This is a genomic window from Acidaminococcus sp. AM33-14BH, from assembly GCF_003603525.1.
GTDB classification, from domain to species: domain Bacteria; phylum Bacillota; class Negativicutes; order Acidaminococcales; family Acidaminococcaceae; genus Acidaminococcus; species Acidaminococcus intestini.
Genome location: NZ_QTNG01000002.1, coordinates 180286 through 195324, shown reverse-complemented (window position 1 = coordinate 195324; position 15039 = coordinate 180286). Strand labels below are relative to the sequence as shown.

The window sequence follows — 15039 nt, the reverse complement described above, 5'->3', positions numbered from 1 at the left end:
GATGAGCGGAAGGATCGTTAAAGTATCCGGCCCGTTGATCGTTGCTGAAGGCATGAAGGACGTGGAACTGTATGATGTGGTCCGCGTCAGTGAAAAGCGACTGATCGGCGAGGTCATCGAATTAAGAGACGATAAGGCTTCCATCGAAGTCTATGAAGAAACGGCCGGCCTTGGTCCGGGCGAACCGGTGGAATCGACAGGTTCCCCGCTGTCCGTGGAACTGGCCCCAGGCCTGATCGAAAGTATTTTTGACGGCATCCAGCGCCCGCTGGAAGTCATTTATCAATCAGAAGGCGACCGCATTACCCGCGGCATTGATGTGCCGAAACTGAACCGGGAAAAGAAATGGGCTTTTGTCCCCGTGGCCAAGGTAGGCGACGAAGTTTCCGGCGGTGATGTCATCGGTACGGTCCAGGAAACCCCGGCCGTCCTTCATAAGATCATGGTGCCGCCTGGTAAGAGCGGCGTTGTGGAATGGGTCTTTAGCGGTGAAGCTACCATTACGGAACCGGTCTATAAATTAAAGGAAGCAGATGGAACTGTCAAGGAATATCCTATGCTCCAGACCTGGCCTGTCCGTAAGGCCCGCCCTTATAAGTCGAAACTGGCTCCTGATGAACCGATGGTCACGGGCCAGCGCGTCATCGATACACTGTTCCCGATTGCAAAGGGCGGTGTGGCCGCCATTCCGGGGCCTTTTGGTTCGGGCAAGACCGTTACGCAGCACCAGCTTGCCAAGTGGGCTGATGCCGATATCATCATTTACGTCGGCTGCGGTGAACGAGGCAACGAAATGACGGACGTACTGAACGAATTCCCGGAACTAAATGACCCGAGAACGGGCCTTCCCTTGATGAAGCGAACGGTCCTTATTGCCAATACGTCCGATATGCCTGTTGCCGCGCGTGAAGCTTCCATCTACACGGGCATTACGCTGGCGGAATATTTCCGTGACATGGGCTATAAAGTCGCCATTATGGCTGACTCCACGTCCCGTTGGGCAGAAGCTCTTCGCGAAATGTCCTCCCGTCTGGAAGAAATGCCGGGCGAAGAAGGTTACCCGGCTTACCTTGCCTCCCGTTTAGCTGAATTCTATGAACGGGCAGGTGAAGTGGAATGTATGGGTAAGGATGAGCGTGTGGGGGCCGTATCGGCCATTGGCGCTGTATCTCCTCCGGGCGGTGATATTTCTGAACCGGTTTCCCAGGCGACGCTTCGCATTGTCAAGGTTTTCTGGTGCCTGTCTTCGGCCCTTGCCTATGCGCGTCACTTCCCGGCCATTGACTGGCTGCAGAGCTATTCCCTTTATTCGGACCGCCTGCGTAAGTATTACGATGCCAAAGTAGCTCCTGACTGGTCAAAGCTTGTTGGAACCACCATGGAAATCCTTCAGGAAGAAGCCAACCTCAATGAAATTGTCCGCTTGGTTGGTATCGATGCCTTGGGCTTCAAGGACCGCATCACCATGGAATGTGCGCGTTCCATCCGTGAAGATTTCCTTCACCAGAACTCTTTCCATGAAGTGGATACCTACACTTCCTTGGAAAAACAGTACGATATGCTGAAACTGATCATTACGTGGTACCAGAAGGCCTTGGACCTTTCTGGCAAACATATTGCGCTGGACCGTATCATCGATATGCCCGTCCGGGAACAGATTGGCCGTGCCAAGTATATTCCTGAAAGTGAACGGGATGAGAAGTTTGCCCAGCTGTTCAAAGATTTGGATCAGGCCTTTGCCGATCTGACGGAAGAGGGTGGCGACAATGCGTAAAGATTATAAGACAATCCGGGAAGTCGTCGGCCCCCTGATGACGGTGGATCATGTAGCTGGCGTGAAATATGACGAGCTGGTGGAAATCCATCAGGCTAACGGCGAAGTCCGCAGCGGCCGTGTCCTTGTGATTGATGGGGACCGTGCCTTGGTCCAGCTGTTTGAAAGTTCTCAGGGTCTGCAGGCTTCCACGGCCAAGGCTCGTTTCGTAGGACACGGGATCCAGCTCGGTGTTTCTCCGGATATGCTGGGCCGCGTCTTCGACGGTATGGGCAACCCCATTGATGGTGGGCCCAAGATCATTCCCCAGGAATATCTCGATATCAATGGGGCTCCGATGAACCCGGCTGCCCGTGACTATCCTGCCGAATTTATCCAAACCGGCGTCAGTGCCATCGATGGCCTGAACACGCTGGTACGCGGCCAAAAACTGCCGGTTTTCTCCGGTTCCGGTCTGCCCCATGCCCAGCTGGCTGCCCAAATTGCCCGTCAGGCCAAGGTCCTCGGCAAGGATGAAAAATTTGCCGTTGTCTTTGCGGCTGTCGGGATTACCTTCGAAGAAGCCAACTTCTTCATGGAAGACTTCAACCGTACCGGTGCCCTGAGCCGTGCCGTTATGTTCATCAACCTTGCCAATGACCCGGCTGTCGAACGTATTTCCACGCCGCGTATGGCCATTACGGCAGCCGAATATCTGGCTTTTGAAATGGACATGCATGTGCTTGTCATCATTACGGACATTACCAACTATGCCGATGCCCTGCGTGAAGTCTCTGCTGCCCGTAAGGAAGTTCCGGGCCGCCGCGGCTACCCTGGCTACCTTTATACGGACCTTGCCACCATGTACGAACGGGCAGGGAAGATCCGCGGCAAGAAGGGCTCCATTACGATGATCCCAATCCTGTCCATGCCGGAAGATGATAAGACCCATCCAATCCCTGACCTTACGGGATATATTACGGAAGGTCAGATCATCCTTTCCCGCGAGCTGTATCGGAAAGGACTCAAACCGCCGATTGACGTCCTGCCATCCCTGTCCCGACTGAAGGATAAGGGCGTTGGTAAGGGAAAGACCCGTGAAGATCATGCGGATACGATGAACCAGCTCTTTGCTGCCTATTCCCGTGGGAAATCGGCAAAAGAATTGGCCACGATCCTTGGTGATTCTGCCCTGAGCCGCGTAGATAAGCTTTATGCAAAATTTGCCGACGCTTTTGAACGGGAATATGTTTCCCAGGGGTATGAAACCAACCGCTCCATCGAGGAGACCCTCGACATCGGATGGAAGCTTTTGGGCATCCTGCCGAAGGGCGAACTGAAACGTATCCGTGACGAATACTTGGATAAGTACTACAAACCTGCGGATGGCTCTGAGGGGGAATAACCCATGGCTACAACTGTGAACCCGACACGAATGGAGCTGACCCGCCTCAAGAAGCGGCTCGCGACGGCAGTGCGGGGGCATAAGCTCCTAAAGGACAAACGGGATGAAATGGTGCGCCAGTTTATGCTTTACATCCGGCGCAACCACGAACTCAGACAGAAGATGGAAAAAGCTCTGTCCGATGTATCCCAGCATTTTGTCCAGGCAAAGGCTCAGATGGGGTCCCTCTATATGAGTGAAGCCCTTCTCTATCCGGCACGGAGCGCTGAATTTGAAGTAGGGACGAAAAACGTCATGAGCGTTGACGTCCCGACCATCAAATACACGGGCGCGACAACGGATGATGAGACCCGCGTGCCCTATGCCTTTACCTTTACGTCGGCAGAACTTGATAATGCCGTCGTAAATCTTACCTCGTACCTGCCCGATCTGTTGGAGCTTGCTGAGGTGGAAAAGACCTGCAATATGCTCGCCGATGAAATCGAAAAGACTCGGCGGCGCGTCAACGCCCTGGAATATGTCATGATTCCGGAAATGCAGGAAAATATCAAGTATATTACCATGAAGCTTTCGGAAAATGAACGTGCCAGTACGGTACGCCTCATGAAAGCCAAGGAAATCATGGCCAAATAAGGAGGGACCCCTGCAGGCAGCAGGGGTCCTTCTTTTCTTATGCCTTACCCGTATGGAAACCCGGCAGGAGGAAGTATTGGACGGAACCTATGGAACCCGCTACAATGGAATTATCCAATCTAGGGAAGCTGAAAGACAGTGGCAGCTGCCAGTCTTCTTGCCGGTATCCTAAGGATTTCAGGCAGGGATTTTTTACCCAATCTGTCAATTCCCTTTTTTCTACCTTCCTGAAAGATCAGCGTTTTTTCGCTGACGCCACTTCACCATGACAGAAATGGGGTTTTTGGCTTGGACTAAGAACGTAAATCAGCCTGTGGGTCGGATTGACCTTGACAATCATTTTGGAAAGAGAGGTGAGGCGAGCCATCTTTTCCCTATGAAAGGAATGCCAGCTCGCGTTTGCGATGAAACGTACCCAGCAGATCCTACTAGTCGTCATCATGATGTTTGTCGCTGTATCAGGTGTCTACCGGTATCTGCCTTGCTTCAAGGAGGTTTTTATCTCTGGGAGGGAGCCTTATGAAAATTGTGCAGAAGCCGGAAGTGAACCCAAAGGCGCCATCGGTGAGGCCTCATCAAAACTTGTCGTCCTGCCAAGTCCGGAAACCATCCGGAGCTCAGGTACAGGAGAGATTGCCGTGTCAAACCAAGTGACTACGCCCTACGGCGAAGCCCCCCATATCCTGAGCCATTTTCCCAAGGACCATCCCAGTTCATTGAAACCGGTCCTGCGATGGGAAAAGGCGGATGATGCCGTAGTCTATGAGGTCCAGCTTGCTAAGGATGGAACTGTATTTCAGACTGATGGCTATGTCTTTATTAACGGCTATCATGCCGTCCTTCCTGACGACTATGCGGCTGACCATTTTGAATTCCGGGTCCGCGCCCTTAATTTGGACCGTGTCCCGATGACTCCCTTTTCCGCGTGGGAAACGGTCTATGTAGATCCCCAAATGCCTTCCCTCCAGCGTCCTGTCCCGACCAACCGCTTCAATGAAGGCATAGGGACGACCCTTCTTTATCCTGTTTATAACTGGATTCCTGTCCACGGGGCCCGAAACTACGAAGTGGAGATTCTCAGCCGCTTGCCGGAGCGTCCAGATCAGCGGGCAGACGCGGCGATTACCCTAGGACGGGGCAAGGCGACTGGCTTTGATTGGTATGACGATACAAAGCGCGTGGCTTCTTATCCCCTTTATTGGCGGGTCCGCGCCCTTGATGACGAAGGTCAGCCCATTGGCGTATTTTCTGAGCCCCAGAAAATGGTAATAAATCCATCTGACCACTGGGAGGTTGCGACTTTGGGCGACAGTATTTACCATGGCGGCGGGAACCTTTCCTATTCACCGAGTGATTGGGAATACAGCTTCCAGCACTATTTGAAGTTTGATTCCATTAACCTGGCCCAAAGCGGGGATACGAGCGGGGCCACCTTGGCCCGCTTTGATGATGATGTCCTGCCTTTCCATCCCCACTATCTCATCATCATGACGGGAACCAACAGTCTGCGGGCTGGCGTGGATCCAGATGATGTCATTTCCGACCTTGCCGCCATCAAGGAAAAATGTGAACAAAACGGGATCTGCCCAATTTTTATGACCTTGCCACCAATCAATCCCCAGAATATTGCCCGGGCCTTCAATGAACCGACGGCTGAGGATTGGAAGGAGCGCTTTGCTGCTGTCAATGCTTATATCAGGACCCAGATCCATATCGATCTTGCGGGAAAAATCCCCGAAGGGGTGGACCTTCCGACGGAACTCGGCCTTGATGGCATTCATCTCGATCCGCCCGGTAAGAAACTGATGGCAGAAGCGGTCAACGAGCAGTGGGAAAAGGTTCTGGCCCAATTTGCGGAAAAATAGTCGCTGGAGGTGCATTGGCTGGGGATTTCCCACATAGGGAAATGATACTGATTGTTTATACTATTTTATGATTTTTTCTGTTTGTACCCACTTATTCATGAAACTTTCATTTTCTTTTTTTATAATAAGCCCTAGAGGAAGGCAAGAAAGCAGGGTGACTCCAGACCCTGCAGCATGGATCCGTTGGTGACTCCTCTCCGGCGTTTCTTTTCTTGTCATGCAAGCCTCTATTTTTCCCCAGGTAGTCCAGAGCTTCCCCGCTCGGATTACCATCCCCATATCCGGAGTCCCCATGTTGGGGGCTCATTTTTTTTTGATGGTTTATATCATCGCGATGATTTTCATTCTTTTTTCACGAAAAAGGTGTAAAATAAGACGTCACTCAAGTGGTTTATCCCATCATAACAGATTTCTTTTTGCAGGTTTCCTATATCGGAAAGGAGGAATTCCATGAAAATCCTCGTTGTAGAAGATGAACCTTCCTTAAACCAGATTATTGCCAAGAGGCTCAAGATCGAAGGCTACTCCGTCGATCAAGCAGAAAATGGCCGTGATGCCTTGGAGTTTGTGGCGCTGGCCGAATACGACCTGCTCATCGTGGACATCCTTATGCCCGAAATGGATGGTCTGACCCTTGTCCACACGCTGCGGGAAAAGAATGTGACCGTACCGGTTCTTTTCCTTACGGCCCTTGATGGGACGGAAGATAAGGTCAAGGGCCTTGATGCCGGAGGGGATGATTATTTGGTCAAACCCTTTGAATTTTCAGAGCTCCTTGCCCGGGTTCGGGCCCTCTTGCGCCGCTCTGGGGGGACGGCGGTGCCCAAGAATGAATTGCAGCTGTCCGATCTTGTCCTGTCGGAGAGTGCCCATACGGTTACCCGCGGCGGGAAGCCAATCGCGTTGACCCCCAAAGAATTTTCTGTGCTCGAATACCTGCTTCGGAACCAAGGGATTGTTCTGTCCCGGGATAAGATCCTGGAACATGCCTGGGATTTTTCCTATGAAGGAGCTTCTAACATGGTAGATGTATACATCAAGACCTTACGAAAGAAAATCGACCATGATTTTGAGCCTAAGCTCCTTCACACCGTACGAGGTGCCGGTTATGTCCTTAAGGAATAAGCTGGTTTCCTTTTCTGCTTCTGTCATACATTTTTTGAAGGATATGCCCGTTTCCATCAAGGTCACGGCCTACTATACCCTGTTTTTGGGGTTATTGCTTCTGCTTGTGACCATGAGCGGGTTTCAAATGGCTAAGTACCTTGAAATCAAGGAAATGGACAAAGTGCTCCTAGAGGTGACGGTCCGGGCCTCGCGCAACGAAAAAGCTTTTGATGTCTATGATCGAAATGTCTATCTTTCCATCCACAATCATGAAGATAAGATTGTCTACGGCGGCATGCCGGAAGGGTTTCCTCAGGAGCGCCCCCATTTTGGGGAAGGCCCCCAATCTATTAAGGTTGGAGGTGTGGAATACCGCTATGTGGATATTCCAGTTCGGCCTCCGCGGGAGCTGCGGGGTGATAGGACGGATACTTCCTTGACGGGCATGGGGCTTGATCTCCAGCAGCCGCGTCAGGGACCGTTTGTGTCGGGAGAAAAATATGGACATCATCTGTGGGTTCGGGGCATTATGTCCGGGGAAGCTGCTTCCAGCAGATGGCGGACCCTGATTGTGACCTATCTGGTGTTCTTTCCTCTCTTTTTGATTCTTGTTATCGTCGGGGGCTACCGGATTGTCCGCCGTTCTTTTGCACCTGTGGCCTCCATGAGCAAGGCAGCCCGGGCCATTGGGGAAACGGGGGACCTATCCCAGCGGCTTCCCGTTGGCGAAGGAAGTGATGAAATCCATCAGATGGGACGCACCATGAACCACATGCTTGATCAGATTGAGGATCTCATGGGCCGTGAAAAACGCTTCACCTCCGATGTTTCCCATGAGCTCAGGACGCCCATTGCTGTCATTATGGCAGAAAGTGAATTCGGTAAGGATTACGCGGAAAACGTAGAAGAAGCGAAAAAGGAAATGGGCAGGATCTTTGACCAGGCCCGTCACATGAACCGCATGATTGGGCAGCTCCTCGAACTGACCCGACTCGGCAACAAGCGGTCTGTTCCCCTCTCGCCCCTTGATATCTCAGCCTATGTGGCAGATATCGTAACGGACTACCAGAAACTTCCGGAAAGCAGGGACATTACGTGGGATATCCAGATTGAACCGAATATTACGGTGCCTACGGATCAATCACTTTTCATGAGGATCTTTATCAATTATCTGGATAATGCCATGAAGTTTACCCGTTCGCGGGTTAAGGTCTGCCTATATGGAAAGGGAAACAAGGTCTATTTGACCGTATCCGATGATGGGGCGGGGATGGATGAATCCACCTTGAAAAAGATCTGGGACCGTCTCTATCAAGCGGACGCGTCGCGCAGCCGGAAGTTGAATGCTGGATTGGGGCTTGGCTTATCCTTTGTGGCTGCGGCGGCAAAGCTCCTGGACTGCCGGGCCTATGCTGAAAGCACGCCTGGTGTGGGAAGCACCTTTTATCTTGTTTTTAAGAGATAGGGCAGTAAAAAAGACTGTACAGGAAGGATCCTGTGCAGTCTTTTTGGTTTTGGGGACGGCTATACATTTCCTAGGTGGACCCATGTGAGGTATTGTTTGGCCTCACGGGAAAGCGCCGCAAGACAGGATAGGGAGGTCTCTGGGCGGCAGGCGTGATAGCGGGGAAAATAGCGGGTCAGATGAAGGGGAATTTCTGGGGAAAGGGAAGCAATCCATTGGGCTTCGTCTCGCATCTCAAGAAGACGATCGTTTAACCCGGGAACAATGAGGGTCGTCAGCTCCACATGGGTCCCGAAACGGACGGCTTGGACGATGTTTTCTTTCGTTTCCGCAAGGTTTCCTGAAAGGCTGCGGCAGCCTTTTTCAGTAAAGCATTTGAGGTCGATGTTCATGGCGTCTGTAAGGGGCAGCAGATCATGGAAGCGAGCGGGGGCGAGGCTGCCATTGGTAACAAGGACCGTTGCAAGGCCTGTTTCCTTGATGAGCCGAAAGGTATCCAGCACATATTCAATGTTTATGAGGGGTTCGTTATAGGTAAAAGCAAGGCCGATGCTGCCTGTTTCTTTATGCATCTTTCCCGCAAGGGCAGCAAGTTTTTCCGGGGGAAGGACAAAGCGGGTGGCTTCCCTGCCATGTTGGGAAATTTCGTGATTCTGGCAGAACGGGCAGGCAAGATTGCAGCCAAAACTGCCGGCAGAAAGGATGTGCGTTCCCGGGTGGAAGTGATAGAGGGGTTTCTTCTCGATGGGGTCAAGGGCAAGACTGGTGAGCTTTCCATAGGACAGGCTTACCAGTCGTCCCTGTTGGTGCTGCCGTGCGCGGCAAAAGCCGATTTCACCGTCAGCAAGGCAGCAGTGATGATGACAAAGCAGGCAGGTCAGGATGGGAGACATCACGAACACACCTCCTTTGAAATGGCTCCTAAAGGCTCATATTTCATTTTTAAGGCGTGCAAAGAAGAAATATGATGAATGGTTCGCATAAAAAGAAAAAAAGCTTATAAAGCATTTTGAGGGACGGCATAACAGAAAAATGCTTCTGAAAGATGGCCCCTTTTGTTCCGGGTCCTTAGGGGGTTCCTTTTGGAAAGCGGCGCACCCATTTGGAAAGGCGGGACGCGTAGGGAAAAAGGCTGGCTTCCCTTCCCTGAAGGATGGGAGCCTAGGCGTGGCGCGTCACTGTGAAGCGGTAGAGTAAGATCGGTTCATCGGCCCCGATGCCGCCTTTTTGACGGGCAATCTGGATTTGCTGGGACACACTTTCCACACCGTCAAGATCGGGAAGGAGGAGCCCCCGCCGCGTTCCATCTAGACTTTCGGTGATGACGCCATAGCGTTTGGGGTCAAGGCTGGATTCATCTGCTATGCGTTCTGGGACGCCAAGAATATCGACGGAATAGACAAGGTCCGGCAGTTCCTCTTTGCGCACTGCCGGAAAGCGGGAATCGTGCAGGGCTGCGCTGATGCCATTGGCTATGATTTCAAGGGCCGTGCTTTTCTTCGTCGGGGCAATGGTCCCAATGCAGCCCCTAAGATTTCCGTAAAGGTGGAGGGACACAAAAACGCCGTGACGGCTTCCTGTCAGTGATTTTGGGAGATGCTCCGGCAAAGGCAGGGGGCGCCCCGTTGTGACAATTGTTTCAACGCTTCTGCGGGCAAGGGTCACATAGGGGTCTTCTTGCTGCTTTTGGGTCTTTCGCTTTTCTGCAAGCTGCTGATGCAGGACGCCTGCCAGTTGGCGCTCGGGATTAGCCCCTGTGACGGAAAAGCTCACAATGCCGTAGCCGACACCAAAAATGTCCTCGTAGGAGCGGCGCGTCGTGGAAACGGTAAGGCCATCCAAGGCGCCTGCCATGATCCAAAAAGAATGGAGCCCGCATTCGGCGGCTTTCCTTGAAAAAGTGGGGTCCATGGTGAGTAGGGAGACAAAATCCGCCCTTTCAAGAAAAGACAAGCAGTCCCTGTCCCAAAGGGGACCTTCAGGGGCATAGCCGTAAGGGCCATCTTCCCGGAGTTTGTGGGATAAATCCCCGCTGGCAATGAAAATGATCCGGCGTTTCAGGGAGGACGCGGCTTCGGCGATGGTCTTTCCCAGAGCATAGTGGGCTTCCGGAGAAAGGCCGGATAGACCGATACGGACAATCTTGAGGGTGTTTACATCGCCATGCTTTTGGTAAAAGTAAAGCGGCAGGAGGGTTCCATGATCAAGCTCTGGGTGATGAGTTCCCAGAAGCCCTGCTGCAAGGCCCTTATCCTCTGCCCTTTCACTGATTGCAGCCGCCAGGGCTTTGTCATAGCTTACCTTGATGCGTACCTGAGGGGCACCAAACTGTCCAAAGCTGCCTTCGGCCTCCGTTCCTGGGGAAATGGCAAAGTAGTCCACATAGGCATCAGCATGAGGACTTGTAATAACGAGTGTATCGGCATGAAGGGCCGCGGCTTCCGCCATGACCGCATCATAGGCGGCGCTCGTGCGGGCAATCTTCTTTTCTTCCCCTTTTCCAATTTCAGGGACAATGATGGGTGGATGAGGAACCGCGTAGGCTGCAAGGATCATGGCAGTACCTTTCCTTTTCCGTGAGCGCCGCAAGACGCTTTTTTCTATTGTAGCACGAAAAAGGTGTTCTATAATTTATTTTGGGGCGCTAAAGTGACCGTCCAGGTGCGTGTCTTTAAGACGCATAAAGGGCTACTATACGCGCCTCATCAAACATTCCCCACTTCTCCATAAAGAGTTGCATCTCCTGTATCGCCAGAGACGCTATATATGCAGCTGTGGTCACACATTTAACGAGAAGAGCCCCTTTGCCTCTCCGTATTTCCAAACCTCTTCCTCGCTTCAACAAGTCATGCTTCAGGAGCTGCGTCAACACCTTTTTTCTTTCCAAGAAGTGGCCAGACGATGCCATGTCATCACCAGTCAGGTCATTCGCGTCTTTAATGAAGTCCATATTCCTCGTCCCAGTCACCTTCCTCGCGTGCTTTCCATCGATGAATGTAAAGGAAATGCTGCCGGTCAGAAGTACCAAGTCATCATCACTGACTCTGAAAACAAGCGTATAATGGACATTCTTCCGGTTCGAACCACACCGGCTCTGCTCCAGTATTTCTATCAATTTCCAATGAGTGAACGACGAAAAGTAGAATTTGTCACAATGGACATGTCTATGCAGTTCCGTTCAGTCATAAAAACGATCTTCCCCAAGGCGCGCATCGTGGCAGACCGTTTTCATATGATCCGCTTAGTCCAATGGGCCATGGAGCGCGTTCGCAAAGCAGAGCAAAAGCGCCTTTGTCACCATAGCCGAATGTTTAAGTCCAACAAGACAATCTTAACGAAACCATATGAGAAATTAGCCGAAGAAGAGCTTATAAAGCTGGAGGGAATCCTTCGCTGCTTCCCTCGTCTAAGATGTGCTTACGCGCTAAAATACGCATTTTCCAAGGTGCTTCGATTCAAAGATCATGCCAACATTTCTTGGGCACTTTCAGCATGGAGAAACCTAGTAAAAAGCGCTGATTTACCGGAAATGAACTCTCTGGTTAAGTCCTTTACCTATTGGTACGAAGAAATCAGGAGCGCCCTTATATATCCTTACTCCAACGGTTTTACTGAAGGCTGCAGCAATAAAATCAAGGTATTGAAACGGATTTCATTTGGTCTGCGCAATTTTGAGCGCTTTCGTCATAGGAGCTTGTACATTAACACACGCAACGAAAAAGGACACGCACTGTATTCAGTGCATGTCCTCTCCAGAAGTGCATAGACACTTTAGCACCCCAAAATTTGACAAAGAACCGAAAAAGGCCCTTCCGCTACAGGAAGAACGAAAGGGTTTTGTTGAATAGATAAAGGCGTGATAGGAAAAGGAAAATTCAAATCCAAAAGAGTCAAAAACAAAAAATGTTTTGGCATTGCATTGGAGCAATGGCTATCGTTTACAAGAGTAGAAATTAAAAAGGTCTTTTGACTTTTCTTAGCTCGCTAGACTCAGAAACAATCTACAAGAGTAGAAATTAAAAAGGTCTTTTGACACCCACGCCCAGGACGCCACACAGTTATCTACAAGAGTAGAAATTAAAAAGGTCTTTTGACCTTGAAAAGGCTCCCGGTACGTTTTCCATCTACAAGAGTAGAAATTAAAAAGGTCTTTTGACTGTTTGAGTTTGAAAAAATCGATCTAATCTACAAGAGTAGAAATTAAAAAGGTCTTTTGACAGAAAAGGAGGGAAAGAACTGATGGAATCTACAAGAGTAGAAATTAAAAAGGTCTTTTGACATCGCCTTTTTTGACGTAATAGCGGTATCTACAAGAGTAGAAATTAAAAAGGTCTTTTGACAAAAGAAGCTCCGTAAGGAAACCCTTATCTACAAGAGTAGAAATTAAAAAGGTCTTTTGACTCTATTGGCGCTGGTGACGCACAAGAATCTACAAGAGTAGAAATTAAAAAGGTCTTTTGACTTCTGCCGTGTCCCCGAATGTATTTTTATCTACAAGAGTAGAAATTAAAAAGGTCTTTTGACTGGCGGTATATGTCAACACCTTTTTATCTACAAGAGTAGAAATTAAAAAGGTCTTTTGACGCTGATTGCTACTATTTCTTGCCTTAAATCTACAAGAGTAGAAATTAAAAAGGTCTTTTGACCCGGCAATTACTATCAAAGCGGATTGCATCTACAAGAGTAGAAATTAAAAAGGTCTTTTGACAATCTTTTCGCCGGCACTGGTTTTGAATCTACAAGAGTAGAAATTAAAAAGGTCTTTTGACTGTTTCCAGGGAAATCGGCATCTTTGCATCTACAAGAGTAGAAATTAAAAAGGTCTTTTGACTAAAGCTGGATCCGGAAAGCGTGCCGATCTACAAGAGTAGAAATTAAAAAGGTCTTTTGACCCCTATCTGCATATGAATGCATTTTTGGCGCCAAGTAAGACCATATATTGAAAAAATATGCTGACAAAAGACCTTTTATACAAAATATATACTCCTTAGCAATAGTAAGTTGGAGGTTTGCAGGTTAGACAATGACCATATCAGAGTCTTCATTAGCTGCATATCCCATTTTAATTACTTTGCACGATGAAGTCAATTCTAAGATGAGGATACTGTCCGATTGATCAAACTTTTTCATGAAATGGTTCTGAATTTCGCAAATTATATTATCTAATATGTGCTTACTATTATCAATTTCATAAACTGAATATTGGATGCGATGACCAAACTTTAGAATATATTTGGCAAAACGTGCCCGCAGTTTATCATCTGAAATATCATAGCTTAGGATAATCATGATTTTATTATAAAGAGGGGAAACTCGTCAGGGTTTTTGTGTTTCATAAAAGCCCTGTAATATTGCTGGATATACAAGAAAATGTCACGTTTGTAGTCTAAAATTGCTTTAAGTAGAAATGCGACGTAATCCTTATTCTTTTTCCACTGTAATAGGTACTGGCGGTTGACTTCAGTGAAATCAGTTTCTTTACATTGATTGAGATTGATTGCTTTACGAATTTGGTGATCAATGATAGGCCGAAAAGGTTCCATGATGTCACAGACCAGGGATTTTCGCATATAAAACTGGCGATGAAGGACACCGCAATAGGTATCAAACCCGTAGAGACGAAGGAGAGCGTCAATAAAGTTAAAAAGAATGGTATACCCTATATCAAGAGTGGCATTGATATAATCTGGCTTGATACGGGGATGTCTTGCTGTCCAAGAAATATTGTTGAACTCATGCTTGAAATAAAGGCGCGCTGCCGCTCCTTCGTATCCTAATAATCCATCCAAGGGCCCTTCATAATCATGAATTCGTTGATTATAGTCAGCCAATAGGTGAATAGCATTTAGTAAGGAAGCATCTTTTTTTCTTTGCAGATTAAGGACGGATCTTTGTACAAGAATTTTGTTAGACAAGATATGTTTTCCAATGGAAAGTCCCTCGTATTCGTATTGCGCTTTCCTTAAAAGTACATTTCCATCCATCTGTCCACCAAAGGATTCATAAAGTTTTAGGGAATTTGTCATGAGGTAAATCGGAAATCCAAATTTATGGGAGCGTTGAATCAATCCGCTTGTTAGGACGAAGTGTCCTACTATGAAAAGGGCAAAGATGCGATAACACGTAATTTGGTATTTTATTTTTTTGTCTTTATCGAGAATAAGAAGGTTATCATTGCGAAATGAAAGCTTTTCTCCTTGCCCTAAAAAAATAAAGGCAATTTGCTTTGCGCAAAAATCGTTAATTGTCATCATAATAGGGACCTGTCGCAGGCTGGCTCGTAAATGCAGTGGAGACATTTCTTTTGATTTTGTTGCTTAAAGGAAGACAGTGAAAATTGGCGCATTTCCTTAAGTAGTTGTTCAAATTTTTGAAACATAGGTTGATCGTCCTTCGGTAAGGAAATGTCATATTTTCGATGATCATCCAAACTATAGAGTTGTAGATGGTCTACTTGGAATCCCATTTCTATCATGCAGAAATATTGACCATAAATTTGAAAAATATAGCCATCATAGATGGTCTTAATTTGTTTTTTGCGTTCAATCAGAGTTTTTGTCGAGCTGTCAAATAAATCTATTTTTCCAATCAGTCCATATGTTGAGGATTCAACGAACAGTGATTGTAAGATATTTTTATGGGTACTATATCGGCGCTGATCGATTGCAGAATGTGCGGCAGTTCCTTTGAGCTGGTCAGGACTCTGATAAGTCAGGACTGCCTGGCGTCCATAGAGATTGTGAAAATATATGGACGCCGGACAAAAGATAAAATCATTCAATTGGGAGATTTGAATCCAATCGTCTTCCAT

The 15039-nt window shown here is 48.5% G+C and carries 12 protein-coding genes and 1 CRISPR repeat array; of the genes, 7 read left to right on the top strand and 5 right to left on the bottom strand.

Features of this window, described 5'->3' with window-relative positions; all coding sequences use genetic code 11:
- Window position 1: 1 nt before the first annotated feature.
- The 6 genes from DW817_RS02345 (at window position 2) to DW817_RS02310 (ending at window position 8228) form a co-directional block, all read left to right on the top strand.
- The gene (locus tag DW817_RS02345; RefSeq protein ID WP_009015091.1) at window positions 2-1774 is read left to right on the top strand and encodes a V-type ATP synthase subunit A; all 1773 of its coding nucleotides are present in this window, start codon (window positions 2-4) and stop codon (window positions 1772-1774) included.
- A complete protein-coding gene (locus tag DW817_RS02340) occupies window positions 1767-3158 on the top strand; it encodes a V-type ATP synthase subunit B (RefSeq protein WP_009015090.1) in 1392 nt (463 codons plus the stop codon). Before DW817_RS02345 ends, DW817_RS02340 begins: the two co-directional genes overlap by 8 nt.
- A gap of 3 nt (window positions 3159-3161) precedes the next feature.
- The gene (locus DW817_RS02335) at window positions 3162-3791 is read left to right on the top strand and encodes a V-type ATP synthase subunit D (RefSeq protein ID WP_009015089.1); all 630 of its coding nucleotides are present in this window, start codon (window positions 3162-3164) and stop codon (window positions 3789-3791) included.
- A gap of 404 nt (window positions 3792-4195) precedes the next feature.
- Complete coding sequence (locus DW817_RS02325; protein WP_009015088.1) at window positions 4196-5656, top strand: GDSL-type esterase/lipase family protein; 1461 nt, start codon at window positions 4196-4198, stop codon at window positions 5654-5656.
- Between the two features lie 450 nt (window positions 5657-6106).
- Window positions 6107-6781 carry a response regulator transcription factor gene (locus DW817_RS02315; protein WP_009015087.1) on the top strand — a complete coding sequence of 225 codons (675 nt, stop codon included), beginning with the start codon at window positions 6107-6109 and terminating at the stop codon, window positions 6779-6781.
- Window positions 6765-8228 (top strand): cell wall metabolism sensor histidine kinase WalK, encoded by a 1464-nt coding sequence (locus DW817_RS02310; RefSeq protein ID WP_243634046.1) that lies wholly within the window; start codon window positions 6765-6767, stop codon window positions 8226-8228. The genes DW817_RS02315 and DW817_RS02310 overlap by 17 nt, the downstream gene beginning before the upstream one ends.
- 59 nt (window positions 8229-8287) lie before the next feature.
- Here DW817_RS02310 and DW817_RS02305 read toward each other — a convergent pair whose 3' ends face one another.
- Both DW817_RS02305 and amrA read right to left on the bottom strand, forming a co-directional pair.
- Window positions 8288-9121 carry a radical SAM protein gene (locus DW817_RS02305; protein ID WP_009015085.1) on the bottom strand — a complete coding sequence of 278 codons (834 nt, stop codon included), beginning with the start codon at window positions 9119-9121 and terminating at the stop codon, window positions 8288-8290.
- Between the two features lie 268 nt (window positions 9122-9389).
- Complete coding sequence (amrA, locus tag DW817_RS02300; RefSeq protein ID WP_021737371.1) at window positions 9390-10784, bottom strand: AmmeMemoRadiSam system protein A; 1395 nt, start codon at window positions 10782-10784, stop codon at window positions 9390-9392.
- Window positions 10785-10893: 109 nt separating this feature from the next.
- Between amrA and DW817_RS02295 the strand changes: the two genes are divergently transcribed.
- Entirely contained in the window at window positions 10894-11994 is a 1101-nt protein-coding gene (locus tag DW817_RS02295) for an ISL3 family transposase (protein WP_243634045.1), read from the top strand.
- 170 nt (window positions 11995-12164) lie between these two features.
- Window positions 12165-13120: a CRISPR direct-repeat array (repeat unit 35 nt; unit sequence ATCTACAAGAGTAGAAATTAAAAAGGTCTTTTGAC).
- A 124-nt stretch (window positions 13121-13244) separates the two neighbouring features.
- Here DW817_RS02295 and cas2 read toward each other — a convergent pair.
- Genes cas2 through cas4 form a run of 3 tightly spaced genes read right to left on the bottom strand, consistent with a single transcriptional unit; the run spans window position 13245 to window position 15039 of the window.
- A complete protein-coding gene (gene cas2, locus DW817_RS11000) occupies window positions 13245-13517 on the bottom strand; it encodes a CRISPR-associated endonuclease Cas2 (RefSeq protein ID WP_120110819.1) in 273 nt (90 codons plus the stop codon).
- Window positions 13514-14482, bottom strand: a complete 969-nt coding sequence (cas1, locus tag DW817_RS02285) for a type V CRISPR-associated endonuclease Cas1 (RefSeq protein WP_165851865.1) — start codon at window positions 14480-14482, stop codon at window positions 13514-13516. Before cas1 ends, cas2 begins: the two co-directional genes overlap by 4 nt.
- Window positions 14479-15039: a type V CRISPR-associated protein Cas4 gene (cas4, locus tag DW817_RS02280; RefSeq protein WP_051296780.1), complete on the bottom strand. Its 561-nt coding sequence runs from the start codon at window positions 15037-15039 to the stop codon at window positions 14479-14481. Before cas4 ends, cas1 begins: the two co-directional genes overlap by 4 nt.